The sequence below is a fragment of the Propionibacterium ruminifibrarum genome (assembly GCF_900289195.1).
Taxonomy (GTDB): domain Bacteria; phylum Actinomycetota; class Actinomycetes; order Propionibacteriales; family Propionibacteriaceae; genus Propionibacterium; species Propionibacterium ruminifibrarum.
Genome location: NZ_OMOH01000007.1, coordinates 73,501 through 99,874, shown reverse-complemented (window position 1 = coordinate 99,874; position 26,374 = coordinate 73,501). Strand labels below are relative to the sequence as shown.

Sequence of the window (26,374 nt, the reverse complement as noted above, 5' to 3'; positions counted from 1 at the left end):
TCAGCCCCCGGTGGTCGGGTCGGGGATCGGGCGCGGGGCGCCGATGCGCTCGTAGCGGACGAAGTCGAACTGCTCCCCGGCGGTGCGCTCGACCTCGCGCCAGGTGGCGGGGTCGATCGCCGGGAAGGTGACCTGCCCGTCGGCGTCGGCGTGCACGCAGGTGATGTCGAGTTCACCGACCCAGTCCATGGCGGCGCGGTAGACCTGCCCGCCGCCGCAGATGAAGACCTTGTCCTGGTCGAGCCCGGCGGCGACCCGCAGGGCCTCCTCGAGGCCGGCCACGGCGATGCCGCGCGCGCCGGGGGGCGGGACGTCGGGGAACCGCACCGAGGCCGGGTCGTGGCTGATGACGATGCTGGTGCGCCCGGTGAGCAGGCCCATGGCCCGGTGCGTGGCGTGCCCGAGGATCAGCGGGTGGCCGAGCGTGGTGGCCTTGAACCTTGCCCAGTCCTCACGGAATGTGAAGGGCTGGGTGTCGCCGTCGCCGATCACCCCGTTGGCCGCGACCATCGCGATGGCGATGATCCTCGGGCCGGGTGTGGCGTTCACACCGCCACCGGGGCCTTGATCGCGGGATGCGGGTCGTAGCCGGACAGTTCGATGTCGCTCAGTTCGAACTCGTCGATGCTGCGCACCGCGGGGTTGAGCCGCAGTGTCGGCAGCGAGCGCGGCTCGCGGGACAGCTGCTCGCGCACCTGGTCGACGTGGTTGTGGTAGATGTGTGCGTCCCCCAGGGTGTGGACGAAGTCGCCGACGCCCAGGCCGCAGACCTGCGCCACCATGTGCGTGAGCAGGGAGTACGAGGCGATGTTGAAGGGCACCCCGAGGAACAGGTCGGCCGACCGCTGGTAGAGGCTGCAGCTCAGCGTGCCGGGCCCGCCGTCGGCGCCTGGGGCCACGTAGAACTGGAAGAGCATGTGGCACGGCGGCAGGGCCATGCTGCCCACCTCGGCGACGTTCCAGGCCGAGACGACCAGGCGCCGCGAACTCGGGTTGTGCCTGATCTGGTCGATCACCTGGGCGAGCTGGTCGATGGTGCCGCCGTCGTAGTCGGGCCAGCTGCGCCACTGGTGGCCGTAGATGGGGCCGAGGTCGCCGTTCTCGTCGGCCCACTCGTCCCAGATGTGGACGTTGTTCTCGTGCAGCCAGCCGATGTTCGTGTCGCCGCGCAGGAACCACAGCAGCTCGCCGAAGACGCCCCGCGTGTAGACCTTCTTCGTGGTGACGAGCGGGAAGCCGTCGTCGAGGTGGAAGCGCATCTGGTGGCCGAAGACGCTGCGCGTGCCGGTGCCGGTGCGGTCGGGCCGGTCGACGCCCTCGGTCATCACGCGGTTGAGCAGATCGAGGTATTGCTGCATGACGTCTCCTTCTGTCGTCTCGTCGCGCACGGGTGAGGCGGCGCCCCTCGTCACCGGCCCGCCGCGGGCCCCGAGCCCGGGCCGACCAGTCCTTGCCCACAAGGTTATGCGCGGGCACTGACAGCTCCGCCGCGCCACTCGCCGGCACGCAGAACCGCCCAGCTCAGGGCTCCAGGGGGGTCACGCCGCTGGACGGGACGCCGGGCGGGGCCGGTTTCGCGCCGCCCTGCTCGGGGCGGCCGATGACGGGGATCTGGGCCGTCCACTCGCTGGCGGGCAGTGTCGGCTCCGGGCCCTCGCGGTCGGCGCCGGGGAGTGCGCCGGGTTCCACGCGCAGGCCCTCGGGCACGGGCAGCCCGAGCTCGCGGGCGAGGATCGGCAGGATGGCGCGCACGGCCCGGCCGCGGTGGCTGATCGCGTCCTTCTCGTCGGCGGTCATCTCGGCCGAGGTGCGCAGCCGGCCGTCGGCGTCGGGCACCTGCTCGTCGGGCACGAAGATCGGGTCGTAGCCGAAGCCGCGCGATCCCTTGGAGCGGTTGGTCAGGTGACCGGTCATCTCGCCGCGGGTGGTGAACTCGCGCCCGTCGGGCATGACGAGGGCCATGACCGCGACGAACTGGGCCTGGCGGCGTCCGCGCGGCACGTCCTCGATCTGGCGCAGGACGAGCTCGAGGTTGGCGATGTCCTCCTGCTCGGGCCCGTTCCAGCGGGAGCTGCGCACGCCGGGCATGCCGCCCAGCGCATCGACGCACAGGCCGGAGTCGTCGGCCAGCGACGGCAGGCCGGAGTGAATCATGCCCTCGCGGGCCTTGATCAGGGCGTTGCCCTCGAAGGTCCACTCGGACTCGACCGGGTCCGGGTACGGGTCGATGTCGCGCAGCCCAACGACCTCGAGGTCGAGGTCGTTGTCGGCGATGATGCGGCGCAGCTCGGTGAGCTTCTTCGTGTTGCCGGTGGCCAGGAGCACTCGCTGGGTCACAGGGAGGCCCTCCCCTCGGGATCGGCCAGCGCCCTGGCCTGGAGGTCCGCCAGCTGGGCGCAGCCGGCCTGGCCGAGGTCGAGCAGACGGCCGAGCACATCCCGGCCGAAGGCGGCGCCCTCGCCGGTGCCCTGCACCTCGACGAAGTCGCCGGAGCCGGTGCACACGATGTTCATGTCGACGTCGGCGCGCGAGTCCTCGGCGTATGCCAGGTCACTCATCGGGACACCGCCGACGACGCCCACGCTGATCGCCGACACCGAGCCGGTCAGCGGCTCACCGGCCAGCGCGCCTCGGGCCCGCAGCCACTCGACGGCGTCGTGCAGGGCGACGTAGGCGCCGGTGATCGAGGCGGTGCGGGTGCCGCCGTCGGCCTGGAGCACGTCGCAGTCGATGACGATCGTGTTCTCGCCGAGGGCCCGGTAGTCGATGATGCCGCGCAGACTGCGGCCGATGAGGCGGCTGATCTCGTGGGTTCGGCCGCCGATCCTGCCGCGGCGCGACTCCCGGTCGGAGCGGGTGTTGGTGGCCCGCGGGAGCATTTCGTACTCGCTGGTCACCCAGCCGAGCCCGGAGTCCTTGCGCCACCGCGGGACGCCCTCGGTGACGGATGCCGCGACGAGCACGCGGGTCCGGCCGAACTCGATGAGGCAGGAGCCCTCGGCGTGGTCGAGCCAGCCGCGGGTGATGGTCACGGGACGCAGTTGATCCAGGGCGCGGCCGTCGGCACGCGCCGTCTTCGCGGAGTCAGACACGCTTGGCAAGACTACCCGCCGTCCCTTTGCCGGTTTGCCCTGCGTCCCTCGTGTGTCATTTCACGGGCACCGCAGGACGATCGGCGGCCAACTCCTCAGCCGATGCGGGTGGACCGCACCTGGTCGACGAAGCTGCCCATGAGCCGCCGTCCCAGGCCCTGGAAGCGCTCGGCGTCACCGGTGGTGATGAACTGGCGGACCGGCTCGTGGTCGAGGTCGTCGCGCAGCAGCCCCAGCCGGGTCAGTTCGGCGAAGACGGTGCGGGCGCACTCGTCCGAGCTGGAGACGAGGGCGACCTGCTCGCCCATGACATAGCTGATGACGCCCGACAGCAGCGGGTAGTGCGTGCAGCCGAGGACGAGCGTGTCGATCCCGGCCTGCTGCAGCGGGGCGAGGTAGTCCCGGACCGTGGCCAGGATCTCGGGCCCGGTGGTGATGCCCTCCTCGACGTACTCGACGAGCTTCGGGCAGACCTGGGTGACCAGCTGCACCGGCGAGGCGCCGAGGGCGTCGTCGTAGGCGAGCGAGCTCGCGGTGGCCTGCGTACAGATGACGCCGACGCGGTTGTTGCGGGTGATGCCGGCCGCCTTGCGGGCCGCGGGGACGACCACCTCGATGACGGGCACGTCGTAGCGTTCGCGGGCGTCGCGCAGCGCCGCGGCAGACCCGGTGTTGCACGCGATGACGAGGGCCTTCACCCCTCGGGAGACCAGATCGTCGAGGGCCTCCAGGACGAAGCCGCGCACCTGGGCGATCGGGCGGGGGCCGTAGGGGGCGCGGGCGGTGTCACCCAGGTAGATGATGTCCTCGTGGGGCAGCAGGTCGACGACCGCGCGCGCCACAGTCAGCCCGCCGAAACCTGAGTCGAAGACGCCGATCGGCGCCTTCGACTCGCCCTCGCCGCACGGTGCGTCGGGCGTGGGCGGGGTCACCGCGTCGAGTTCCGGATTGAGCACGCCATCGATCATAGCCAGCAGGGGTCCGTGGCCCGCCTGGACGGTGGTGCCGTGCGCGTCGGCGACCTGTCCGGGCCCGCGCGGCGCACGGGCCCGCCCCGGTGGGTCCCTCAGTGGAGGCAGTCGAGCAGGGACTCCTGCACCCAGCCGAGCCACTCGTAGACCGAGAAGATCGCGGCCCGCGGCTCGTTCTCGGGCAGCTCGGCGAGCCGGTCGATGTCGTCGGCGGTCAGGATGTCCAGGCGCACGGACAGGGCGAGCCGGACGGCGGTGAGGGTCTTGAGCCAGGCGTCCACGTGTTCGTCGGGCACGGTGCAGCGCATGTCGTCGCCGACCTGGTTGAGGTCGGCGAGCATCTCGACGGCGGCGTCGAACTTGGCGTCGCGCTGTTCGGCCTGGCTGAAACGACGGAACTCCGCCGCGGCCCGCGGATCGTCCTGGTAGGCGTCGGGGAAGAGCCGGCGCAGGGCCGGGTCGACGTCGGGGTTCTGGTTGAAGTCGTCGGTCGTCGCCCCGTTGAGGTCCCTCTCGAGCTCGGCGAACAGGTCCTGCTCCCCCAGCCCGTTCGAGGCCGGCCGGGGCATGCCGTCACCGGTGAGCAGTTCCATGAGCTGGTTGACGAGGCTGGTCATGACGCTGAGCTCGGCCTCCTCGAAGGTGCAGGTGAGCTGACCACGGCGACGACGGAAGGAGTGCACTTACTCGCCCCTGCCCACGGTGGCCCACAGGCCGAAGCCGTGCATGGCGTTGACGTCACGCTCCATGCGCTCACGGCTGCCCGCGCTGACGACGGCCCGGCCCTCCATGTGCACCTGCATCATGAGGCGCTCGGCACGATCACGGGAGTAGTGGAAGTAGGTGCAGAACACGTGCGTGACGTAGCTCATGAGGTTGACCGGGTCGTCCCAGACGATCGTCACCCAGTTCTGCTGGCCAACGGCCTCTTGAGCAGGCCGCTCGACGACGGCAGTGCCGCCGGAGGGCACCTGTGAAGGGGTTTCCGCCATGGCTCCCATTCTGTCGCACGACTCAACAAAAACCACGGCCCGGCCTCGGCCCCGGACCCGCCGCGCGCATCCTTGGGCCAGTCGTCCTCGGCGACTCCAGCCAATCCCCCGATCAACCCGCCATGCACCCGCTGGCCCGTCGCGTCAAGGGGACGGACGTCGCACCCGAGCGCTCAGAACCGCACGCCCTCCGGCCGCACACCCTCCAGGTGTCACCCGGCGGGCCGGCGCCGCATCCGTGCGTACGGGGCCGCGTCCGGCCCGGCCCCTCGGCGACACGACCCGGGCAGAGGAACACCGACTGACAGGTTTTCGACCACCAATCGAATCCAGGCCTGATTGCCCGTATGGTGGGTCCATGGCTACCACGTCACTGCTGACCGACATGTACGAGCTCACGATGGTCAAGGCGGCTCTCCACGCGGGCCGCGCGAACCGTCACGTGCTCTTCGAGCTGTTCCCCCGCCGCCTGCCCTCCGGCCGGTCCTACGGCGTCGTCGCCGGCACCGGACGCGCCCTCGAGGCCCTCGAGAACTTCCGCTTCAGCGCCGAGGAGATCGACTACCTGCTGCGGGCCGGCGTCGCCGACGACACCCTCGCCGAGTACCTGTCCGGCTACCGCTTCCACGGCACCATCGTCGGATACCCCGAGGGTGAGCTCTACTTCGGCGGTTCCCCGCTGCTGCAGGTCGAGGGCTCGTTCGCCGACGCGGTGCTGCTCGAGACACTCCTGCTGTCGATCTACAACCACGACTGCGCGATCGCGGCGGCCGCCTCCCGCATGACGATGGCAGCCCAGGGGCGCCCGATCGCCGAGTTCGGGGCCCGGCGCACCCACGAGGCCTCGGCCGTCGCGGCCGCCCGTGCGGCCTGGATCGCCGGTTTCAGTTCCACGTCGGACCTGGAGGCCGGCCGCACCTGGGGCATCCCCGTGTCGGGCACCGCGGCCCACGCGTTCACGATGCTCTTCGACTCCGAGGACGAGGCCTTCGCCGCTCAGCTCGAGTGGCTGGGCGAGGACACGACGCTGCTGGTCGACACCTACGACATCGACACCGCGATCGTGAAGGCCGTCGAACTGACCGGCGGGGACCTCGGCGGCGTGCGGATCGACTCGGGCGACCTGTTCACCGAGGTGAAGCACGTCCGCGAGCTGCTCGACCGGCTCGGCGCCACCCGCACGAAGATCATCGTCACCAATGACCTGGACGAGTACCAGATCGCCGCCCTGCGCGGCGCCCCCGTCGACGGCTTCGGCGTCGGCACGAGCCTGGTCACCGGCTCGGGCCATCCCACCTGCGGTTTCGTCTACAAGCTCGTCGCCCGCGCCGCCGCCGACTCCCCCGACGCGCCCATGATCGACGTGGCGAAGAAGTCGGCGAACAAGAAGACGATCGGCGGCCGCAAGTTCGCGCTTCGCTCCATCGACGACGACGGCCTGGCCCAGGCCGAGGTGATCGGCGTCAACGCGGCGCCGCGCGCCGGTTCGAAGGACCGCACGCTGCTCGTCGACCTGGTGCGCAACGGCGAGGTGGTCGGCGCCGAGCCGCTCGCCGCCGCCCGCGACCGTCACGAGGCCGCCCGCGCAGAGCTGCCGATCGACGCCCAGCGCATCTCGAACGCCGAGCCGGCGGTCCCAACGATCATCCTCGACGAACTCGGCCGCGAACTCGACAACGTCTACGCCGCGGGCCAGCCGGCGAAGAACATCTGATCGCGGCCGGGAGCATCCGGTCCACGGTGACACCATGAGCGATGAGCGGATCCGGGCCCGGGCTGACGAGGCCGAGGGCCCGGTCACCTGATCGGAAGCAATCCGCGCCGCCTTACGTGAATGGCTGCGCGGTGGCTGAGCCCCACGCTTCCGCCCGTCGACACCATCGGCGCGACCATCTCGGCGGACATCCATGATCCGCCGGCTGAGCCCGCGATGCACGCCGGCCATGACATCGGTTGCCTCCCACGGCGGGCGGCGCCGACTCGGTGGGGGCGGTGATACCTTCACCCCATGAGCAGTCTTCCCGGCGTTTCCGACACCTTCGACGCCTCGCGCTGGCGCGAGGCGACCCCCGACGACGTTCCGCTCCGCGAGACCACCTACCACCGTCTCGTCTCCCGCGGCGACGTCGACGGCGCACCGCAGGGCCACGACCTGCCCGTGGTGCGGATCGCCATCGACCGTCCCGAGCTGCGCAACGCCTTCGGGCCGCAGACCGTCGACGAGCTGTACCGCTGCATCGACGACGCCCGCTCAACGCCCGACGTCGCGGCGATCGTGCTCACCGGAAACGGTCCCTCCCCCAAGGACGGCGGCTACGCCTTCTCCTCGGGCGGCAACCAGCTGCAGCGCGGCGCCGACGGCTACCAGTACCAGTCCGACGAGACCCCGCACGGGGCCGGGCACGAGGGCCGGGAGCAGGGCATGACGCCCGAACGCGCCGCCCGCATCGACCGGGGCCGGCGGGCCCGTATGCACATCCTCGAGGTGCAGCGCCTCATGCGGTCCACCCCGAAACCCATCATCGCGGCGATCCCCGGCTGGACGACCGGCGGCGGGCACTCGCTCATGGTCGTCTGCGACCTGGCCATCGCCAGCGCCGAGCACGCCGTCTTCAAGCAGGTCGACGCCAACGTCGGCTCCTTCGACGCCGGCTACGGCGCGGGGCTGCTGGCCCGCCAGATCGGCGACAAGCGCGCCCGCCAGATCTTCTACCTGGCCGAGCCCTACACGCCGGCCGAGGCCGAGGCCTGGGGCGTCATCAACAAGGTCGTCCCGCACGCCGAACTCGAGGACACCGCCATCGAGTGGGGCCTGACCGTCGCCACGAAGTCGCCGCAGTCGATCCGCATGCTCAAGTACGCGTTCAACATGATCGACGACGGCATCGCGGGCCAGCAGGCCTTCGCCGGCGAGGCCACCCGGCTGGCCTACATGACCGAGGAGGCCCAGGAGGGCCGCGACGCCTTCCTGCAGCACCGCGCGCCGGACTGGTCGCGGTACCCGTACTACTTCTGATGACCGGCTCCCCCGCGCCCGACGTCCTCGTCGCCGACCGCACCGATACGTCGGCCGGGGCGCTGGCGCGCGCCCTGGAACCGGTCCTGGCCGGCGGTGACGGGCCGCTGCTCATGCCCGCCGGGCCGCACGAGGACGCCGGCGCCCTGGCCGGGGACGCCGCCTCGCGCATCGTGCGCAGGCCGCCCGGGGCGCGTCTGGTGGTGCGCACCTCCGGGTCGACGACCGGACGGGGGCGGCTCGTCGGCCTGTCGGGGGCGCAGCTGCGGGCCTCGGCCGAGGCCACCCATGCCAGGCTCGGCGGTGCGGGCAGCTGGGTGCTCGCGCTGCCGCCGCACCACATCGCCGGCCTGCAGGTGGTCGCGCGCTCGCTCGTGGCGGGCCGCCCGCCCCTCGTCGTCGAGGGGCGGGCCACGCCCCGGCTCGTCGGCGAGGCCGTGCGGCGGGCCGCCCGGCGGGACCCGGACGGGCGCGCCTACGTCTCGCTGGTGCCGACCCAGCTGTCCGATGCGCTGGCCGACGCCGAGGCGACGAGGGCCCTGGCCGAGGCGACGGCCGTCCTGGTCGGCGGCGCCGCCACCCCGGCCCCGCTCGTGGCGGCCGCCCGGGCCGCCGGGCTCGCGCTGCGCCTGACCTACGGCATGAGCGAGACCTGCGGCGGCTGCGTCTACGACGGGCGCCCGCTGGCCGGGGTCCACGTGGCGTTCAGCGCCCCGGATGACCGGGACCGCCCCGGGGACGGCGAGGCGGGGCGGGTCTGGCTGGGCGGGCCGATGGTGATGAGCGACTACCTCGACGGCGCCCCGGGCGTGCGGCTGATCGACGGTGAGCGGTGGCTGGCCACGAACGACCTCGGCGCGACGACCGACGGCGTCCTGTCGATCCGCGGGCGCACCGATGACGTCATCGTCAGCGGCGGCCTCAAGATCAGCGCCCCCGACGTCGCCGAGGCGGTGCTGGGCACCGGCCTGGTGAGCGACTGCGTCGTCGTCGGGCTGGAGGACGCCCGCTGGGGCCAGGTCGTCGCCGCCGCCGTCGCCGCACCCGCAGGCCTCGACGCGAGGCGGCTGCGCGAGGCGACCGGACGGGCCGTCGGACGCGAGCGGGCGCCGCGGGTCGTCCTGCGCCTGGACGAGCTGCCCGCCCTGGCCTCGGGCAAACCCGACCGGGCGGCGGTCAGGGCGCTGCTGGCACGGGCCCGGGCCGACGGGGAGGCATGGGAACACGGCTGAGCCCCGGGTCGTCGCGCCGGCCGGCGAACCCGCCCGATCCCACCCCTGTTGAGGGCCGGGCCCGCCGGGGGAATCGGCCGTGACCCGTGGAACGCCGGGCACGGCGGACTCCGACGCCCCCCGCCGCCGAGGGCCGCTGGGACCGCGGGGCGGGTGGTTCGGGCCGCTCCACTAGACTCGGCGGATGTGATGGAGGTGGCCGATGTCAGCGCGCTGACGCGCCGTCGTGCCGCCGCCCTCGACGACCGGCGCGGGCTCGGCAGCGCGCAGTGGCTGAGCGCCGCGCTGAGCCTCGTACCCGCCGACGTGGAACGCCCCTGGGTGTGGGTCGCCCCGGACGGCGGGCCGGCCCTGGTCGGCTGGGGCGAGCTCGCCCGGTTCGAGGCCGTCGGCCCCGGGCCCGTCGCCTCCGCATGGCGGCGCTTCCGAGACTGGGCCGCCGGGCACCGGGCGGGCCCCCTCGCCTTCGGCTCGTTCCCGTTCGACCCGGCCCAGAGCGGTTTCCTCGTCGTCCCGCGGTTCACCCTCGTCCGCGCCGCCGCCGGCGAGCCGACCTGGCTCATCGCACCCGCCGGCGAGCCGGAGCCGCGGCCCCGCGACCACGTGCACCGCGACGCGCCCCGCCTCGAGTTCACCACCGCGCCCGGCGCCGAGCAGGCATGGGCGCGGGCCATCGACGCGAGTCGCGCCGTCCTCGCCGACCCCGACCGGGTCGAGGAGAAGGTCGTCCTGGCCCGCAGCGTCGACGCCGCCGCCGACCGTCCGCTCAGCCAGGTGGGCGTGCTCGACTGGCTCGGCACGCGCTTCCCCGACTGCTGGATCTACGCGGACGACGGCCTGGTGGGGGCGACACCCGAGCTGCTCGTCGACGTGCACGACGGCGTCTTCCGCTGCCGGATCCTGGCCGGCACCCGCAAGCCCGGATGGGTGCAGGAGCTGCTCACCGACCCGAAGGAGCAGCACGAGCACGCGCTGGCCGTCGCCTCCGTCACGGCCCACCTGGAGCAGGCCGGGCTCAGCGCCCCGCTGCTGCACGGCCCCTACCTGCTCGAACTGCCCAATGTGACGCACCTGGCGACCGACATCACGGCGCGCGTGGCGCCGGGGCGCAGCGCGGCCGACGTGGCGGACGTCCTCTACCCCACCGCGGCGATCTGCGGCACGCCGAGGGCCGAGGCCTTCGCCCAGATCAAGGCCGTCGAACGGCTCGACCGGGGACGCTTCTCGGGCCCGGTGGGCTGGATGGGCGCCGACGGCTCGGGCCAGTGGGGTCTGGCGCTGCGCTGCGCCCAGTTCGAGCCGGGCTCGCGCAGGGCGCGGCTCTTCGCCGGGGCGGGCATCCTGCCCGACTCCCGCGCCGAGCTGGAGTGGGACGAGACGGGTTCCAAGATGACGCCGATGCGCCAGGGCTTGGCCCGGGGCTGAGATCCTTACGGTCCCAGCCGGACCTCGACGAGTGAGCAGCCCCGGACGGGTTCGGCGAGCAGCGCACCGAGCCCGGCCGTGTCGTCGACCGCGTGGTGGGCGGCACCGGTCGCCGCGGCCAGGGCGGCGAAGTCGACGCCCTGGCGGGTGGTGAAGTAGCGGGCGAACAGGCCGGGCGGGGCCGCGTCGGCGTGCTCGAGCCGGGTGAAGATGGTCCCGCCGCCGTCGTTGAGCACGACGACCTGCACGTCGGGTTGGGTCTCGAGGGTGCCGTGGAGCAGGCCGAGCCCGTCGTGGGCCGCGGTGAGGTCACCGACGACGGCGCGGACCGGGCGGCCCAGGCCCAGGCCGAGACCGACGGCGGTGGCGACGGTGCCGTCGATCCCGGCCAGTCCCCTGTTCGAGACGACACGTGGGCCGCGTCCGGCGGGGGCGGCGTTGCGGTCGAAGGCGCGAATGACGTCGGAGGCCCCGATCACCAAGGCGGGGGCGTCCGGCGCGCAGTGGGCGACCCAGATCATGGCGGCCGCCTCGTCCTTGGGTCTTCCTGCGGGACGCGCGGCGTCGGCGTCGAGCCAGGTGCGCAGCCAGCCGCCGGCCGGCCGGTGGTTCACCTCGACCGGCCCCGCCACCACCTCGGCTAGGCCTGCGACATCGGTCCAGCGTGAGCCGTCGGCGGCGACGACGACCCGCAGGTCCCGGCGGGCCAGCAGCCTGGAGACGGGACGGGACAGGGTGGGGTGGCCCAGCACGAGGACGGCCTCGGCCGGGTCGGCGAGCCCGTCGTCCAGCAGCCGCTGGTAGTCGCACACGGCGTGCGGGCCGAAGCGGGCGCCGGAGGAGGGCTCGGCCAGCAGGGGCCACCCGCCGGCCCGGGCGAGCGTCTCGGCCCGCGGGCCTGCCGTGTCGCCCGCGACGACGAGGGTGCGTTCGGGCAGGTCGAGGACGCCTGCCGGGCGCTGCGGCGGGGCGGGCGGGCGGCTCGCGCCGGCGGGAGGACGCCCGGTCGGGGCCCAGCCCGAGGCGGGCACCAGGGGTTCGCGCAGCCCCACGTTGAACTGCACCGGCCCGGGGTCGCCGGTCAGCGCGCCGAGGGCCGGCGCGAGGGTCCGGCCGACCGCCGCGTCGAGGCGCTCGTCGGCCGGGAAGCCGGCGGGGATGTCGATGGCGGCGCGGGCCATGGCGCCGAAGAGGCCGCTCTGTCTCGTCACCTGGTTGGCGCCGGTGCCCCACATCTCATGGGGGCGGTCCGCGGTGACGGCGACGAGGGGCGTGCCGGAGGCGTCGGCCTCGGCGACGGCCGGGTGCAGATTGGTCGCCGCCGTGCCCGAGGTGGTGACCACGGCGACGGGTTCGGTGCGTCCGGCCAGCCTGGCCGCCTTGGCGATGCCCAGCGCGACGAAGGCGGCGTCGCGCTCGTCGAGGTGGACGCGCACCCGCAGCCATCCGGCCCGCTCGGCGGCGTCGAGCGCGTAGGCGAAGGGGGCGTCGCGTGAGCCCGGGCAGTAGACGACGTGCCGGACGCCGCCGGCGGCCAGCGCCGTGACCATGCGCCGGGCGAGCCGGGTGGACTCGTTCTCGGCGGTCGCGTCCGGGGTCACCGCAGTTCCCCGCACAGCGCGTCGAGACGCTCGGCCCACCGCTCGGCGAGCCGCCCCGGCGGGGCGGCGGCGTCGCCGACCGGCGTCTCGACCGTGGCCCTGGTGACCGGGATCACCCCGCCGGCGGGCAGGACCGGGTGGTCGGTGACGTCGCCGTCGAACAGTTCGACGGTCGCCAGGCCGCAGGCGTGGTTCAGTTCCGGCAGGCAGCCGGCGAGAGTGGCCGCCACCGAGATGCCGATGGAGGTGTCCAGGGCCGAGGAGACCACGGCGTCCAGCCCGGCCTGCTCGACCACGTCGAGGGCGCGCAGCACGCCGCCGAGCGGCTGCACCTTGACGACGATGACGTCGGCAGCGCCGGCGCGGGCGACGGCGAGCGGGTCCTCGGCGCGGCGCACTGACTCGTCGGCGGCGATCGGCACGTCGACCCGGGCCCGCACCCGGGCGAGTTCCGGCACCGTGGGACAGGGCTGCTCGGCGTACTCGAGGCCGCCCGCGGCGGCGTCGAGTTCGGTGAGGGCGGCCACCGCCTCGTCGACGGTCCAGGCGGCGTTGGCGTCCACCCGGATCCGGCCTTCGGGGCCCAGCGCCTGGCGGACGGCCTCGACGCGGGCGCAGTCCTCGGCCAGGGTGCTGCGCGGATCGGCGACCTTCACCTTGGCCGTCGTGCAGCCGCCGGAGGCGGCGACGAGCCCGGCCGCCTCGGGCGGGCCGACGACGGGGATCGTCACGTTCACCGGGATCTCGTCGCGCAGCGGCGCCGGCAGCGGCGCGGTGGCGGCCTCGAGTCCGGCGTGCAGCCAGGCCGCGGACTCGGTGACGTCGTAGTCCCAGAAGGGCGAGCACTCCCCCCAGCCGTGCGGGCCGTGCAGCAGCAGGCCGTCGCGCACGTCGATGCGGCGGAAGCGGTGCCGCAGCGGCACCCGGAAGACGAGGACCTCGTCGATGCCGGCGCGCGCCAACCGGCCGGGGACGCGCAGCCTCCCCAGCTCCAACCGTCCGCTCCCGGCGTTCATGCCCGTGACGTCCGTGGCAGGCCGTGGCGTCCCGGCGCGGCCCGCAGCGGAACGCGCCGGCTGACGGGCCGCGACTCGACCTCGTCGGAGCGCTCCCACGGCGCCGGCACCTGGGTGAAGCCGTTGAGCACGGCTGCCAGCCGCATCGGCCGCTCCATCGCGTAGATGTCCTCGAGCAGCAGCGGTTGCCCGTCCGGGCCGCCCAGCGGCACCCGCCAGTTCGGGTACTCGTCGATCGTGCCGGGCTGGTTCTGGATGCGTTTCTCGCCGACCGCGTCGACGAGCGTGGCGCACAGCACCCGGCTCGGGGTGCGGGTGAGCATGCGGTACAGGCCGAGCACCCTGGCCTCGGTGACGTCGTCCGGTGACTCGTCGAGGGCCCCGACGGCGCGGAGGTAGGCCATCCAGCGTTCCTGCTCCTCGTCCGCGAGGCGCTCCTCCTCCTCGAGCGACTCGGTGAGCAGACCCAGCCCGTGGCGCAGCCGCACGTGCGACTTGTCGAGGTAGCCGGCCGTCGGGGGCAGGTCGTGGGTGTTGACCGAGGCCATCGCGTACTCCCGCCAGGACTCCATGGCCCTGGGGTGGCCGTCCTCCTCCTCGAACCACAGCACGGATGTGCCGAGGATGCCGCGGCTCGCGAGGTACTCGCGCACCCACGGCTCGACCGTGCCCAGGTCCTCGCCGATGACCATCGCCTGGGCGCGGTACGCCTCGAGGGCGATGATGCCGATGAGCGCCTCGTGGTCGTAGCGCACATAGGTGCCCTCGCGCGGGCCGCTGCCGGCCGGCACCCACCACAGGCGGAACATGCCGATGATGTGGTCCATGCGCATGCCGCCGGCGTGACGCAGGGCGTTGCGCACCATCGTGCGGAAGGGGGCGTAGGCGAGGTCCTCGAGGCGGTCGGGGCGCCACGGCGGCTGGCCCCAGTCCTGTCCCAGCTGGTTGTAGGCGTCCGGCGGTGCGCCCACCGTCATGTTCTCGGCGTAGACGTCGTTCATCATCCACGTGTCGGCCCCGGCCGCGCTGACCCCCACGGCCAGGTCGGTGACGACCCCCACCGCCATGCCGGCGTCGAGCGCCGTCTGCTGGGCCCTGCCGGCCTGCACCGAGGCGATCCACTGCAGCCAGCACTGGAAGTCGATCTCGTCGGCGTGTTCGACGCGGAAGGCGTCCACCTCCGGCGACGTCGGCCGCTGGTACTGCGGCGGCCACAGGCGCCAGTCGCGGCCGAGTTCCTGGGTGAGCGCCGCCCAGGTGGCGTAGTCGCGCAGCATGCGGCCCTCGCGGCGGCGGTACGCCTCGAACATCATCTGCCGGTGGTCGTCGCGCCCGGCCGCCCAGATGATGCGCAGGGCACGCCGCTTGAGGGACCAGCAGATGTCCCGCTCGATGCGCTCGGAGCCGGCCAGCCGCCCGGCCAGCTCGGCCTTCGCGCTCTGGACGCGGGCGCGGTCGGTCTCTTCGAGGAAGGCGTATTCGGCGATGGCCTCGGGGCGGATGTACATCGGGTTGACGAAGAGCCTGCTCGTCGGCAGGTACGGGCTCGATTCGAGTGGTTCGACCGGCTCGGCGGCGTGCACCGGGTTGATGAGGACGTAGCCCGCGTACTGCTGCGAGGCGGACCAGCCGGCCAGGGCGCCGAGATCGTAGAAGTCCCCGGTTCCCCACGAGTCGGCCGAACGCACCGAGTAGAGCTGCGCGGCGTAGCCCCAGATGCGCTGGTCCCCCATGGCGCGAGGGAAGCCGAGGAAGGCGGGTGAGACGATGAGCGTCGTCTCGGCCTGCAGGTCATCGGAGAACAGCTGGATGCGGTGATAGCCCAGCGGCAGGTCCGCGGGCAGCGCGAAACTGGCCTCGCCGATCATGCGTCCGTCGATGGGGCGTGCCGGTTCCCAGTTGTCGACCTGCTGCAGATCGCGGAGGCCCCCGTCCTCGAGGCGGACCCTGACCTGGGCCGGGTGGCCGTCCTCGACGTGCACATTGATCGTCGAGGCGCTCCCGGCGCGCGTGACGACGACCGGTGGCAGCACGCGGCGCCACGGCTTGTCGAGTTGCGCCAGGACGGCCTCGTCCGCGGCCTTGGGCGTGGAGGCGTCGACACCGAGCGCGGCGAGCACCTTGATGACCGTCTCGTCGGTCACGTCGACGCGGCGGCCCTTCCAGTCCCAGAACTGAGTGGCGATGCCGAAGAGTTCGGCGAGACGGTTCAGCGCGGGGTCACTCAGGGCCATGGCCCCACCCTAGCGAGTGCTCCCCCGCAGGCCCCTGCAGGCCCGGCAGGCGACCACGCAGACGGGCGTCCGCCGACGACGAGTCGAGCGGCGGGATCACGGGCGGGTCGAGATGACCTGGGTGCCGGAGAACCGGCAGTGCAGGGTCTGGCGTTTCTTGTTGGCGAGGCCATAGATGACGTCGGCGAGCTGCACCAGGTTGCCCAGGAAACCGATGACGGGCAGCAGGCCGATGACACGGCCGACCCACAGCACGCCGATACGGATCAGGCTGGGGCCCCAGGGCAGGCCGGCGGGCACGCGGCCCCGGTCGACCGGTACGACGCGCAGGCCGAGGGCCTGCTGGCCGAGGGTGGCGCCCCGGTAGTGCGTCAGGAGCAGGAAGTAGACGAAGCCGATGATCAGGACGACGACCTGGAACACGTACCACTGGGTCGTCACGCCGTAGACCGGGTCGAGGGGGCTCGGGACGTCGGTGGAGCCATTGTTGAAGGCGGAGATGACGTCCTGCTGCCATTGCATCATCGCGGTGACGATGTCGCGGAAGAAGAGCTGCAGGACGATGGTCTGGATGACGACCAGCAGGATGCCGTCGATGATCCACGCGACGAATCGGGCGCCCCAGCCGCCGAGCCGCACGCCGTCGGCGGTGACAGGGCCGCTCGGGTAGGCGAAACCCGCCTCGGTGCGCCAGGGCTGCTGGTAACCGCCGACGTAGGGATAGCCGCCCTGGCCGTAGTCGGGCTGGGCCTGGGGGTAACCCGGCTGGGGCTGAACCTGACCCGGCCGGCCCTGGGGATAGCCGGGCTGGGGCTGAGCCTGCTGCACCGGGGCGGTGGGAGCGGCCTCGGCAGGGCCCGCAACCCCAGCGGCGGTGGCCGGATCGGGGCGCGTGCTGTGCGTCCACCGGGCGCCGTCCCAGTACCGCTGGCCGATGCCCTGCGGGTGCGGGTCGGAGTACCACCCGGCCGGGGGCAGCTGCTGGGCGGGCCGGCCGTCCTGCTGACCCGCCTGCAGGTCGTGGCCGTACCCGGAGCCCTGGTTCTGGTCGTTGCGGGAATCTTCGCTCACGCCTCAAGAATGCCATGAGCGAATCGGCCCGCCCCAGTTGTGCACAGGGGCCGGCCGGGAATCCGGGGGCATCCCCGGCCCGGGCGCACGACACCGGGGTCAGGCCGGGTCGTGCACCGGGCCGACGCGCAGGGCGGCGACGAGACCGACGGCCGCGGCGGTGGTCGTCACGGCGAGCACCGAGCCGAAGACGATCGGCCAGTTGCCGCCGGCTGCACCCAGCGCGTAGGCCGAGCCGGCGACACCGGTGATGAGGGAGTTGAGCAGGCCCTCGGAGACCTGCAGCGACGAGGTGGACCGGCCGAGCACCGCCGGGTCCGACAGGGCCATGACGGCCAGCGAGGTGCTGGAGGCGATGAGCCCCATGCCGAAGCCCCCGGTGGCGTAGCCGGCGATGAGCACGGGCACCGGCAGGGCCTCGACCAGGGCGCAGACGAGCATGACCGCGACACCGATCGTGCACAGCCAGGCGCCCAGCACGATGATCCGGTCGCGGCGCATCCGCCCGCGCATCCACTGCTGGGACTGCGCCCACGAGCTGAGGGCCCAGGTGATCGACCCGGTGCACAGCAGGATGCTCGCCCGGCCCAGGTCCATGCCGTGCTCCTGGGTGAGGATGAGCAGCAGATAGGTCTCGGAGGCGATGAAGGCGCCGTTCTCGAGCCCGCGGGTGACCATGACCGAGGGCAGGCCCCTGCCCAGCCGCAGGAAACCGGCCGGCATGAGCGCGGGGATCGCCAGGCGGAGCAGGACGAGCCCGGCCAGGGCGACGACCGCGGCCACCAGGTCGAGCCGGTGCCCGGCGTACTGGATCATCGCGGCACCGAGCGCCGCGCAGACGGCCGCCCACAGCGGGACGGGCGCGTTGGCCGGGTCCTCGTTGCCCTCGTCGATTGCGTCGAGGTCACGGCCGCGCACCCGCATGAGGGGCGCCCAGCCGGTGGCGAGGGAGAAGACGACGACGGGGATCAGGCCCCAGAAGACCCAGTGCCAGCCGAAGTGCTCGGTGATGAAGGCGGCGACCGGTGGGCCGGCGAAGCTCGGCAGGACCCAGCAGAACGAGAAGGCCGACATCATCGCCGGTTTGCGCTCGTCGGAGAAGACCCGGCCGATGAGCACCATGAGGGCGACATTGCTCATGCCGGCGCCGAGGCCCTGCACGGCGCGCGTGGCCAGCAGCATGTGCATCGACACCGAGAGGCCGGCTGCCGCCAGGCCGAGCACGAAGACGACCATCCCACCGGCCAGGGGGATGACGGAACCGATCCGGTCGCACAGGCGCCCGCCGATGACGATGGCCATCACCTGGAAGATCATGAACGTCGTGAACGCCCAGTCGTACAGGTCCATGCGCCCGAACTGCGAGGCGGCCGATGGCATGGCCGTCAGCGTGCCGTAGCTCTCGAACGCGGTCGCCAGGACGGCGGCGAGAATGCCGACGACGAGCAGGGGACTCACCCCCGCAGCGCTGGTTCTGCTGACTCCACCGGTCACAAGGGTCCATCAAAGCACGCCCTGCCGGCATCGTGCACCAGCGCCGGGAAAGCCTCCCGCCGTCCCGGCCGCACCGCTTGGCCGGTGTGGGACGATGAGCCCATGAGTCAGTTGGCACCGGGGTCTGAAACCATCGTCAAGGAACGCACCCAGCCCACCTACGAGGAGGGTGATGAGGAGCGCTTCAGCCACTACGTCCCCAAGGCGAAACTCACCGAGGCGCTCGTGACGGGCACTCCCGTCGTGGCCCTGTGCGGGAAGGTCTGGGTGCCCACCCGCAATCCCGACCGGTTCCCCGTCTGCCCCACCTGCAAGGAGATCTGGGAGCAGATGAAGCCGGGTGAGGACAAGGGGCCCGACCGCTGAGCCGTTCCCGACCCGGGGGCGCCGGACCACAGCAGTGCGGTCCGGCGCCCCCGGTCACCTCCCCGCATTGCCGCGGGGGGTTCAGAACTTGCGTCGGGCCGGGCGGTAGCTCGACCGCCTGATGTCCGGTTCCAGGTAGATGTACTCGCACCGGGGCTCGTTCCAGCGCACATTGCGTTCGGCGACGTCGATGACGGCGGCGATGTACTCGGCGCTCTCGGTTCTCGTGACGGCGATCTTGGCGGCGACCAGGATCTGCTCGGGCCCGGTGTGCACCGTCTTCATGTGGATGACGCTCTCGACGCCGGGCGTGCTCGTCAAGGCGGTCACGATACGGGCCTGTGTCTCGGGGTCGGCCGACTCGCCGAGCAGCAGTGACTGCATCTCGTGGCCGAGCAGGACCGCGACAGCGATGAGCAGCACGCCGATGAGCCCGGACCCGATGCAGTCGTAGATCCCGTTGCCGGTGACCAGGGTCAGGACGATGCCGATGAGGGCCAGGGCGAGACCGGCCAGCGCCGCGGTGTCCTCGAGCAGGACCGCAGGGAGCTCCGGCGACTTGGTGGCCCGGACGAAACCGATGATCCCCTTGCCCCTGCGCTGCTCCCGGGTCTCGGCGAGGGCGGTGCGCAGGCTGAGGGACTCGGCCACCGCGCTGACGAGCAGCACGGCGAGTGGCACCCACCACCAGCGTGAGGCCATCAGCTCGTCCCCGCCCCCGGAGAGCACCTCCGCGGCCTTGTGCAGGGCCTCGTAGAGGGCGAACAGGCCGCCGACGCTGAACAGGATGACGGAGACGAGGAAGGCGTTGACGTAGCGCTGGCGTCCGTGGCCGAACGGGTGCGCCTCGCTGGGACCCCTGGAGCCCTGCCTGCCCCCGACGAGCAGCAGCACCTGGTTGCCGGTGTCGGCCAGCGAGTGGATGGCCTCGGACAGCATCGAGCTGGCCCCGGTGAGCAGCCAGGCGAGGAACTTGGTGAGGGCGATCGCCAGATTGGCGGCGAGCGCGGCGATGGTGGCCCTGATGCCGCCTTCTTCACTCATGCGTGGGAGCCTTCGGTCGTGGTTTCAAGCAGGGCGCGGGGATGTGCCGTGCAGCGAGCACCCATTGTTCCTCATCTCTGTCTCCCTGACGGGCCGTGACGGCCCGATCAGTTCTGGACGGACAACCCGAGTTCGAGATAGGCGGCTCCGTAGAGGCCCTTCTGGCGAAGCGTGACGTAGCGGTCGAGCCTCTCCCCCGCCGTGGCGTTGATGGTGCACACGCGCACCTCGTGCAGGCCCGCTGCGGCGACCAGCCGGTCGCGTTGCTCGTCGATGGATGAGCTGTGCTCGTCGTCGTCGAAGATCACGAGCACGGGCCGCAGCTCGGTGGGGCCGTCGTCGGGGTCGGCGAACCGGTCGCGCACCGGCGCCCCCTCGATGACCGGCAGCAGTTCCCCGCTGACGGCCGACAGCGCCGGACGGCTGCTCGCCCGGCGCAGGGCCTCGGCGACGCGGCGGGCCGCCCTGGCGGCGAGCACGGAACCGCCCCAGGTCAGTGGCATGGCGTCCGCCAGCGCCAGGGCCAGGTCCTTGGCGGGGTTGTCGGACAGGTCGTGGAAGGGGCTGGACTCCTCGGCGACCATGTCGGCGGTCTCCGCGACATCGCCGGGACGCACCAGCGGACCCAGGTCGAGTTCGTGCAGGACACTCATCGCCGCAACGGCGCTGCCGAGGGCGTCGGCGCTGCGGGTACGGATGTGCATCGTCGCGGACGACCCGGCGGCCCGGGTGACCTGCGAGCCCTCGGGGGCCGCGGCGAGCACGGCCGCGCCGCGGCGCACCGCCTCGGAGGCGCTGGAGACCTCGTCGGCGCCGGAACCGGCGGCACCGGCGAGGACGACGACGAGGTCGAGCGGGCCGGTCCAGGCCGGCAGGCCGGCGAAGGGCCAGGCCACGACGGGCACCGGGCAGCAGGGTTCGAGCAGGGCGCGCACGAGACGCGCCTCGGGGCCGACGATGACGACGCCACGCGGGCGATACCCGGCCCCGAAGTCCGGGCGGCCCAGCTCCGCGGCGTCCATGCGGATGCGCGCACCGGTTCCGGCCAGGGCGCGCAGCTGCTCGTCGATCCGGGCCAGGGCGTCCTGGTCGTCGAGGAGGGAGTCGTCGAAGTCGCTCATCGGCCTCACCTGGACTGGGTCGGGCGCGCCTCGTCGATCAGCAGGACGGGGATGCCATCGATGATCGGGTAGGCCAGGGCGCAGTCCGTGCTGGTGCACACGAGCTCACTGTGGTCGTAGTCGACGGCGAGCTTGGCATGGCAGCTCGGGCAGGCCGCGACCTGCAGGAAGTCCGGGGAGAGGGTCACATCGGCCTCAGTGGGCATCGCGCTGGCTCCTAACGTTGTGTTCACGATCAATGATGCCCCGGCCTCCGGGGCGCCCGGCCACCGGCTCAGGCGAGTGGTTCGAGCAGGTCGAGGAGCTCGGCGCCGGGCGTGTCACCGGCGGCGAGCACCGGGATCAGTCGGTTCAGGTAGGCCAGCGTCTCATCATGGTCCGCCACCTGGTGGCATGGCACGTCGAGGGTCCGCACCGGGTAGTCGTTGCCGCCGGGTGCGAGCCGGTCACCGACGAAGAGCATGTCGCCCAGCGCGATGCCGGTCTGCCCGGCCAGCTGCTCGATGCCGTATGCCTTGTCGATGCCGTGCCGGGTGATGTCGATGGACGTCGAGCCGCCGGCCCGCACCTCGAGGGTGGGCAGGTCGGCGGCGATGGCCTCGCGGAGGGCCTCGCGTTTGGCGCCGTCGGGGTCCCACGCCTTCTTGTCGTCGACGGCCGCCTCCTGGCCGAGCGCCGAGTAGGTGATCTGGCTGCCGCGGTCCTCGATGCGGTCGCCTGCGACGGCCTCGTCCGGTTCCCACAGGCCGAGTTCAGCGGCGCGGCGCTCGATCGACTCGATGGCGGCCCGGCGCTGGGCGGGCTCCAGGTCGTGGGCGTACAGCTCGCGCCAGGCGCCGTCGACGAACCGCATGTACCGGGTGCCGCAGGTGGGCATGAGGTGGAGCCCGCTCAGGTCCGTGTCGGCCGGCAGCCGGTCGAGCACCTGGGTCTTGAACTGGCCGAACTGGCCGCCCGAGATGATGCACACGGGGCGTACCGCCAGCAGATCGCGCATCGTGGCGCCCATGGCGGCCGGAAGGGGGGACTTGCTGGGGGCCAGGGTGTCGTCCAGGTCGAAGGCGATGAGGGCGGGGAAGCCTTCGGCGTACTCGTTAACCATGGGGACCACCCTAGACCAGCAGGGCCGGCGCCCCGGCGAACCGGCCGGCGACCAGGGTGCGGTCAGGAACGAGTCCGGGCGTGACCCGGTCCGGCCGGCCGCGCCGATCGCCGGCTGCATGCCGACCCGGCTCAGCGGGGCCGGTCCGCGATGACGCGCAGATGCCCCCGGTGGGCCAGCTCGACGACACCGTCCTCGTCCGGGGTGGCCGGGGCGGGTTCTGCGGCCAGTCCGACCTCGCGGACGGCGTCGGCCAGCGCGAACAGGTCGTCCTCGTCGGGGGCGGGGGGACGCCCATCGGGCGCCTCCACCCGGATGACGTCCCAGCCCCTCGGCACGCTCATGGACTCGGCGTGCCGTTCGCACAGGTCGTAGCTGCCGGGCTCGGCCGCCACGGCGAGAGGGCCGAGAACGGCCGTGGAATCGGCATAGGCGAACGTGAGGGTGGCGACTGCACGCTCGTTGCAGCCATTGCGCGAGCACCGACGATCCATCACCCGGTCAACGGTAGCCCTTCGCGGAGGCCGGACAACTGACCGACCCGCACCGGCCGTCTGAACAATCGTGCTGCCGGCGCGGGGAGACCGGCGTAGGCTCCGGGCATGAACCCACCTCAGACCCGCCGCGCCCTCCTCGTCGTCGACGTCCAGCCGACCTTCTGCGAGGGCGGTTCCCTGGCCGTCGCCGGGGGCGACGCCGTCGCCCACCGCATAGCCGACTACGCCGCTGCGCACCGGGGCGACTACGACCTGGTGGTCACCACCCAGGACTGGCACATCGACCCCGGGGAGCACTTCTCCGAGAACCCGGACTTCGTCGACAGCTGGCCGCCCCACGGGATCGCGGGCAGCGCCGAGGCCCAGCTCCACCCGGCCCTGTCCGGCCTGCGCCCCGACGCCCAGGTGAGGAAGGGCCAGTACGCGGCCGCCTACTCCGGTTTCGAGGGTGTCGACGACGGCGGCACGGCCCTGGACGAGATCCTCACCGGGCAGCGGATCACCGCCGTGGACGTCGTCGGCCTGGCCGAGTCGCACTGCGTCAAGGACACCGCGCTGGACGCCGCCGGACGCGGCTACCGGGTTCGCGTGCTGACCGACCTCACCGAACCGGTCAGCCCCGAACTCGGCCGGGCAGCACGCGAGGCGATGGCCGCGGCCGGGGTCGAGCTGGTCGAGTCGGCCCCCTGACCCGATGAGGCCCCGGACCCGGCAGGTCGGTCCCGTGGATCCTTCCGAGGGCGCAGGAGATGGAGGCGGATCATGATCGTGGGACGCGCCTCAGTAGCCCCCGTCCTGGACCCCTCGCGCCCGGTCGTCGGCCGTGGCTGGTTGAGCCGGGGCGAGGGGCCGACCGCGTCCCTGGTGACCACCCCCGGTGAGCTGCCGGTCGCGGGAGTCCGGCTCGACCGGCCGCTCATGCCGCTGAACCCGGCCCTGCGCTGGCAGATCAGCGGGATGCTGCACGACGGGGTGCTGCGGGTCGACGGCTGCCGGCCGGCCGACCGCCAGATGCGCCCCGACGAGCCCTGGCTGCTCCCGGTCGGACCCACCGCGCCGCTGGCCGAGATGAGCAGGGCCGTCCCCCTGCTGGAGGGCTCGCCCCTGGACGAGATGGCCGGCTGCGGCTGGTCCGTCAGCACACTCGGCGACGAGCACTTCCAGATGGTCACGATGATGTGGTGGATCACCGCGGAGCTGGTGGAGTGGCTCCGGCTGCACCCCGAGGCGACCATCGGGCACCGCATCGTGCCCATCATCGCCAACGACCCCGCCGACCTCATCGACTGATGTGTGGGGTTTTCTGTCAGGTAGCAGGGTCGGGTGCCCCGTGCTGGTTGCGCGGGGGCACCTGTTCGTTGCCGGTGCCGAGGCGCGACATATCGCGCGACGCGTGGGCAGGGATGCCGAATCCAACAGGATCTGGCCGTTTCCTCGCTTCTCGGCCTGAAACGGCCAGATCCTGTTGGAAAAAGCACGCCCCGATGGATCGTTCGTCTCAGGTGTAGCCGACCTCGGCCGGCCACCAGGCCGGCACGCAGCCCTGCAGGTCGATGGTCTGCTGCACCATGATCGGGGAGGGCTGGCCATCGCCGGGACAGGGCACGTGCCCGAAGCCGATGTAGTGGCCGACCTCGTGGTTGACCAGGTAGGTGCGGTAGGCGTCGATGGTCTGGCCGCCGTACGGCGGCGCGGCGAACAGCCAGCGGTCGATGTTGAGGGCGATCCGGTCCCCGTTGCGGCAGTCCACCAGGCCCTCGGTGTCATCGGGCCAGCACAGCTCGTCGACCGTGCCGGCGCTGCCCACGTAGATCGTGAAGTCAGCCCTCGCCGGGTCCGAGACCAGCTGGAAGCTGTTGTCCCGGAACCCGGTCCAGCCCCGCTCGTCGTTGAGGATCGAGGAGATCTGGGTGGCCGTGGCCTCGACGTCCAGCGGAAGGCCCTCCTCGACCTGGACCGCGTAGGTGTGCACGGTGGCGGTCTGCTGGGACGGGGCGACGTCCAGGCCGGCGATCCGCCACTGGCCGGTCGAGGCGATGTTCGAGTGCCAGTAGCCCTGCTCGTCACGGGAGGCCTTGAGGGTCACGCCGTTGATGATGACGGTCGCGGTGGTCGGGTTGCCGGCCATGGCGGAGGGCAGCGGGGCGTCACTGGACCCCACCGAGATGCTGGGGACCGCACTGGCCTCCTGCGGGGCGCTGCTCGCCGGGGCCGCACCCTGCTCCTGCTGCCCGCCGCCCCTGCCGGTGCACCGGACCAGGACGAGCACGACGACCAGGACGAGGGCCAGGGCGACGAGCACGGCCCGGTACCAGGGCCTTCGGGACCACTGCGCACGGAGCGAACCGACGAGGGTGGTGGCGCTGCCGGGAGCAGACCTCTCGGGTCCGCCCCCGGCGCGCCGTCGGGGCTCGCGTGGGGAAGTCACGGGACCCATCTTACGAAGACGGGCCCGCGCCATGAGTCACCCCATGGCGCGGGCCCGCAGGCCGCGACCGGCCGCCCTCAGACGGCCGCCGCAGTGCCGGTCACTGGGCCAGCTGGTCACCCTCGACCCGCTTGCGGGCGTAGTTCGAGGCGAGTTCCTGCAGATCGACGCCGGTGGCGTTCTTGATCATCTCCATGGTCTCGACGACGGTGCCGGTGACCTGCCGGGGGCCGGAGCCGGCGCCGTCGGCGCTGATGACCGTGTACTTGTCGATGTTGCCCATCGGGGCGGCGATCTTCTCGGCCACCTGGGGCAGGGCGTTGACGAGCATCTCGACGATGGCGGCGTCGTTGTACCGGGCGTACGCATCGGCCTTCTTGTGCATGGCCTCGGCCTCGGCCTGACCGGTGGCCAGGATGGCGGCCGCCTGCGCCTCGCCCTCGGCGCGGACCGCCTCTGCCTCGGCCACACGGCGGGACTTCTCGGCCTCGCCCTGCTTGGCGCCCTCGATGGCGGCCGCCTCGGCGAGGGCCGTCCGGCGGGACTTGTCACCGACACCGATCAGGCGCGACTTCTCGGCGTCGGCCTCGGCGGAGGCGATGGCGGCGGCCTTGGCGGCCTCCGCCTCGAAGATCTCGGAGTTCTTGCGGCCCTCGGCCTCGGTCTCCATGCGGTACCGCTCGGCGTCGGCGGGCTTGCGGATCTCGGTGTCGAGCTGGCGGTCCTTCAGGGCCGCCTGACGCACGGCCACCTTCTCCTGCTCGGCGAGGATGGCCTGGTCGCGGTCGGCCTGGGCCAGCGGGCCGGCCGCCGCCGCCTGCGCTGCAGCCGCGTCGGTCTCGGCCTTGATCTCGGCCTGCTTCAGCATGAGCGCCCGCTCGGAGATCGCGATCTCCTGCTGGGCGATGATGCGGGCCTGCTCCGCCTCCTGCCGCGAGGAGGCCTCGGCGACCGCGGCCTGCTGCTGCACCTTCGCCGCCTCGGGGCGTCCCAGGTCGCTCAGGTAGGTGCCGTCGTCGGTGATGTCCTGGATCTGGAAGGTGTCCAGCACCAGGCCCTGACCGGTGAGGGAGGTCTCGGACTCGTCGGCGACGCGCTGGGCGAAGGCCGCGCGGTCGCGGATGATCTGCTCAACGGTCAGGCCGCCGACGATGGAACGCAGCGAGCCGGCGAGGGTCTCCTGGGTGAAGGACTCGATCTGCTCCTGCTGGGTGAGGAAGCGCTGCGCGGCAGCGCGGATGGAGTCCTCGTTGCCGCCCACCTTCACGATGGCGACGCCGTCGAGGTTCAACTTGATGCCCTGGCCCGAGACGGCGCCGCGGATCTGAACCATGATGCGCCGGCTGGACAGGTCCATGATGTACAGCCGCTGGATGAACGGGATGACGAAGACGCCCCCGCCCATGACGACCTTCTGCCCCGACAGGTCGGTGGACACGATGCCGGTCTCGGGATTGATGACCTCCTTGCCGCGGCGTCCGGTGACGATGAACGCCTCGTTCGGACCGGCCACGCGGTAGCGGCTCGCGATGAGCAGGCCGATGAGCACGAGGAGGACGATCACCCCGATGATTGCTGTGACGATGCCTTGCACTGTTCTCCTTCACTGGTGGGTGGTGGACCGGGTCACGCTACTGGACGCCGCGCCCGGCACGCCAGGGGTTGGCGCCCG

Annotated in this window: 25 protein-coding genes and 1 pseudogene; 7 read left to right on the top strand and 19 right to left on the bottom strand. The window is 72.5% G+C overall.

The window, feature by feature from the left end; genetic code table 11:
* From PROPJV5_RS09435 to clpS, 7 genes and pseudogenes are all read right to left on the bottom strand, one after another.
* Complete coding sequence (locus PROPJV5_RS09435) at nucleotides 1-549, bottom strand: dihydrofolate reductase (protein ID WP_239018457.1); 549 nt, start codon at nucleotides 547-549, stop codon at nucleotides 1-3.
* The gene (locus tag PROPJV5_RS09430) at nucleotides 546-1,358 is read right to left on the bottom strand and encodes a thymidylate synthase (protein WP_119716101.1); all 813 of its coding nucleotides are present in this window, start codon (nucleotides 1,356-1,358) and stop codon (nucleotides 546-548) included. Before PROPJV5_RS09430 ends, PROPJV5_RS09435 begins: the two co-directional genes overlap by 4 nt.
* A gap of 358 nt (nucleotides 1,359-1,716) precedes the next feature.
* Nucleotides 1,717-2,337, bottom strand: a pseudogene (locus PROPJV5_RS09425) (non-canonical purine NTP pyrophosphatase); the annotation flags it as partial.
* Complete coding sequence (rph, locus tag PROPJV5_RS09420; protein WP_119716099.1) at nucleotides 2,334-3,092, bottom strand: ribonuclease PH; 759 nt, start codon at nucleotides 3,090-3,092, stop codon at nucleotides 2,334-2,336. The gene rph and the pseudogene PROPJV5_RS09425, both read right to left, overlap by 4 nt.
* Nucleotides 3,093-3,187: 95 nt before the next feature.
* Entirely contained in the window at nucleotides 3,188-4,024 is an 837-nt protein-coding gene (gene murI, locus PROPJV5_RS09415) for a glutamate racemase (RefSeq protein WP_239018459.1), read from the bottom strand.
* A gap of 134 nt (nucleotides 4,025-4,158) precedes the next feature.
* A complete protein-coding gene (locus PROPJV5_RS09410) occupies nucleotides 4,159-4,746 on the bottom strand; it encodes a DUF2017 domain-containing protein (protein WP_119716097.1) in 588 nt (195 codons plus the stop codon).
* Nucleotides 4,747-5,055 (bottom strand): ATP-dependent Clp protease adapter ClpS, encoded by a 309-nt coding sequence (gene clpS / locus PROPJV5_RS09405; RefSeq protein ID WP_119716096.1) that lies wholly within the window; start codon nucleotides 5,053-5,055, stop codon nucleotides 4,747-4,749.
* A gap of 358 nt (nucleotides 5,056-5,413) precedes the next feature.
* On the opposite strand from clpS, the gene PROPJV5_RS09400 reads away from it, so the two are divergent.
* From PROPJV5_RS09400 to PROPJV5_RS09385, 4 genes are all read left to right on the top strand, one after another.
* Nucleotides 5,414-6,769: a nicotinate phosphoribosyltransferase gene (locus tag PROPJV5_RS09400; protein ID WP_119716095.1), complete on the top strand. Its 1,356-nt coding sequence runs from the start codon at nucleotides 5,414-5,416 to the stop codon at nucleotides 6,767-6,769.
* Nucleotides 6,770-7,063: 294 nt separating this feature from the next.
* Nucleotides 7,064-8,071 carry a 1,4-dihydroxy-2-naphthoyl-CoA synthase gene (locus PROPJV5_RS09395; RefSeq protein ID WP_119716094.1) on the top strand — a complete coding sequence of 336 codons (1,008 nt, stop codon included), beginning with the start codon at nucleotides 7,064-7,066 and terminating at the stop codon, nucleotides 8,069-8,071.
* Nucleotides 8,071-9,303: an AMP-binding protein gene (locus PROPJV5_RS09390; RefSeq protein ID WP_119716093.1), complete on the top strand. Its 1,233-nt coding sequence runs from the start codon at nucleotides 8,071-8,073 to the stop codon at nucleotides 9,301-9,303. Before PROPJV5_RS09395 ends, PROPJV5_RS09390 begins: the two co-directional genes overlap by 1 nt.
* A gap of 189 nt (nucleotides 9,304-9,492) precedes the next feature.
* Nucleotides 9,493-10,728, top strand: a complete 1,236-nt coding sequence (locus PROPJV5_RS09385; protein WP_119716092.1) for an isochorismate synthase — start codon at nucleotides 9,493-9,495, stop codon at nucleotides 10,726-10,728.
* A gap of 5 nt (nucleotides 10,729-10,733) precedes the next feature.
* Here the strand turns inward: PROPJV5_RS09385 and menD are convergent, their stop codons facing one another.
* From menD to PROPJV5_RS09360, 5 genes are all read right to left on the bottom strand, one after another.
* Nucleotides 10,734-12,278 carry a 2-succinyl-5-enolpyruvyl-6-hydroxy-3-cyclohexene-1-carboxylic-acid synthase gene (gene menD, locus PROPJV5_RS09380; protein ID WP_119716124.1) on the bottom strand — a complete coding sequence of 515 codons (1,545 nt, stop codon included), beginning with the start codon at nucleotides 12,276-12,278 and terminating at the stop codon, nucleotides 10,734-10,736.
* Nucleotides 12,279-12,325: 47 nt separating this feature from the next.
* Nucleotides 12,326-13,345, bottom strand: a complete 1,020-nt coding sequence (locus PROPJV5_RS09375) for an o-succinylbenzoate synthase (protein WP_119716091.1) — start codon at nucleotides 13,343-13,345, stop codon at nucleotides 12,326-12,328.
* Nucleotides 13,342-15,579, bottom strand: coding sequence for a 4-alpha-glucanotransferase (malQ, locus tag PROPJV5_RS09370; protein ID WP_119716090.1), 2,238 nt, complete (start codon nucleotides 15,577-15,579; stop codon nucleotides 13,342-13,344). The genes PROPJV5_RS09375 and malQ overlap by 4 nt, the downstream gene beginning before the upstream one ends.
* A 96-nt stretch (nucleotides 15,580-15,675) precedes the next feature.
* Nucleotides 15,676-16,650, bottom strand: coding sequence for an RDD family protein (locus PROPJV5_RS09365; protein WP_119716089.1), 975 nt, complete (start codon nucleotides 16,648-16,650; stop codon nucleotides 15,676-15,678).
* A gap of 99 nt (nucleotides 16,651-16,749) precedes the next feature.
* Nucleotides 16,750-18,108: an MFS transporter gene (locus PROPJV5_RS09360; RefSeq protein WP_182858666.1), complete on the bottom strand. Its 1,359-nt coding sequence runs from the start codon at nucleotides 18,106-18,108 to the stop codon at nucleotides 16,750-16,752.
* Between the two features lie 138 nt (nucleotides 18,109-18,246).
* Here PROPJV5_RS09360 and PROPJV5_RS09355 point away from each other — a divergent pair, with 138 nt between their 5' ends.
* Nucleotides 18,247-18,510: a DUF3039 domain-containing protein gene (locus tag PROPJV5_RS09355; RefSeq protein WP_119716087.1), complete on the top strand. Its 264-nt coding sequence runs from the start codon at nucleotides 18,247-18,249 to the stop codon at nucleotides 18,508-18,510.
* A gap of 81 nt (nucleotides 18,511-18,591) precedes the next feature.
* Here the strand turns inward: PROPJV5_RS09355 and PROPJV5_RS09350 are convergent, their stop codons facing one another.
* The 5 genes from PROPJV5_RS09350 to PROPJV5_RS09330 form a co-directional block, all read right to left on the bottom strand.
* Nucleotides 18,592-19,554, bottom strand: a complete 963-nt coding sequence (locus tag PROPJV5_RS09350; protein WP_119716086.1) for a cation diffusion facilitator family transporter — start codon at nucleotides 19,552-19,554, stop codon at nucleotides 18,592-18,594.
* A 107-nt stretch (nucleotides 19,555-19,661) separates the two neighbouring features.
* The gene (locus tag PROPJV5_RS09345) at nucleotides 19,662-20,675 is read right to left on the bottom strand and encodes an SIS domain-containing protein (RefSeq protein ID WP_119716085.1); all 1,014 of its coding nucleotides are present in this window, start codon (nucleotides 20,673-20,675) and stop codon (nucleotides 19,662-19,664) included.
* A 5-nt stretch (nucleotides 20,676-20,680) separates the two neighbouring features.
* Nucleotides 20,681-20,881: a Trm112 family protein gene (locus tag PROPJV5_RS09340; protein ID WP_119716084.1), complete on the bottom strand. Its 201-nt coding sequence runs from the start codon at nucleotides 20,879-20,881 to the stop codon at nucleotides 20,681-20,683.
* 68 nt (nucleotides 20,882-20,949) lie between these two features.
* Nucleotides 20,950-21,777 carry an HAD-IIB family hydrolase gene (locus PROPJV5_RS09335; RefSeq protein ID WP_119716083.1) on the bottom strand — a complete coding sequence of 276 codons (828 nt, stop codon included), beginning with the start codon at nucleotides 21,775-21,777 and terminating at the stop codon, nucleotides 20,950-20,952.
* A 131-nt stretch (nucleotides 21,778-21,908) separates the two neighbouring features.
* Nucleotides 21,909-22,271: a DUF3499 domain-containing protein gene (locus PROPJV5_RS09330; RefSeq protein WP_119716082.1), complete on the bottom strand. Its 363-nt coding sequence runs from the start codon at nucleotides 22,269-22,271 to the stop codon at nucleotides 21,909-21,911.
* Between the two features lie 108 nt (nucleotides 22,272-22,379).
* Between PROPJV5_RS09330 and PROPJV5_RS09325 the strand changes: the two genes are divergently transcribed.
* Together PROPJV5_RS09325 and PROPJV5_RS09320 are read left to right on the top strand one after the other, a co-directional pair.
* Nucleotides 22,380-22,964 carry an isochorismatase family protein gene (locus tag PROPJV5_RS09325; RefSeq protein WP_119716081.1) on the top strand — a complete coding sequence of 195 codons (585 nt, stop codon included), beginning with the start codon at nucleotides 22,380-22,382 and terminating at the stop codon, nucleotides 22,962-22,964.
* A 72-nt stretch (nucleotides 22,965-23,036) separates the two neighbouring features.
* Nucleotides 23,037-23,564 (top strand): hypothetical protein, encoded by a 528-nt coding sequence (locus PROPJV5_RS09320; RefSeq protein ID WP_119716080.1) that lies wholly within the window; start codon nucleotides 23,037-23,039, stop codon nucleotides 23,562-23,564.
* A gap of 208 nt (nucleotides 23,565-23,772) precedes the next feature.
* Here the strand turns inward: PROPJV5_RS09320 and PROPJV5_RS09315 are convergent, their stop codons facing one another.
* Nucleotides 23,773-24,702, bottom strand: coding sequence for a DUF3152 domain-containing protein (locus PROPJV5_RS09315; protein WP_147385418.1), 930 nt, complete (start codon nucleotides 24,700-24,702; stop codon nucleotides 23,773-23,775).
* A gap of 100 nt (nucleotides 24,703-24,802) precedes the next feature.
* Entirely contained in the window at nucleotides 24,803-26,296 is a 1,494-nt protein-coding gene (locus tag PROPJV5_RS09310; protein ID WP_119716078.1) for a flotillin family protein, read from the bottom strand.
* Nucleotides 26,297-26,374 lie beyond the last annotated feature (78 nt).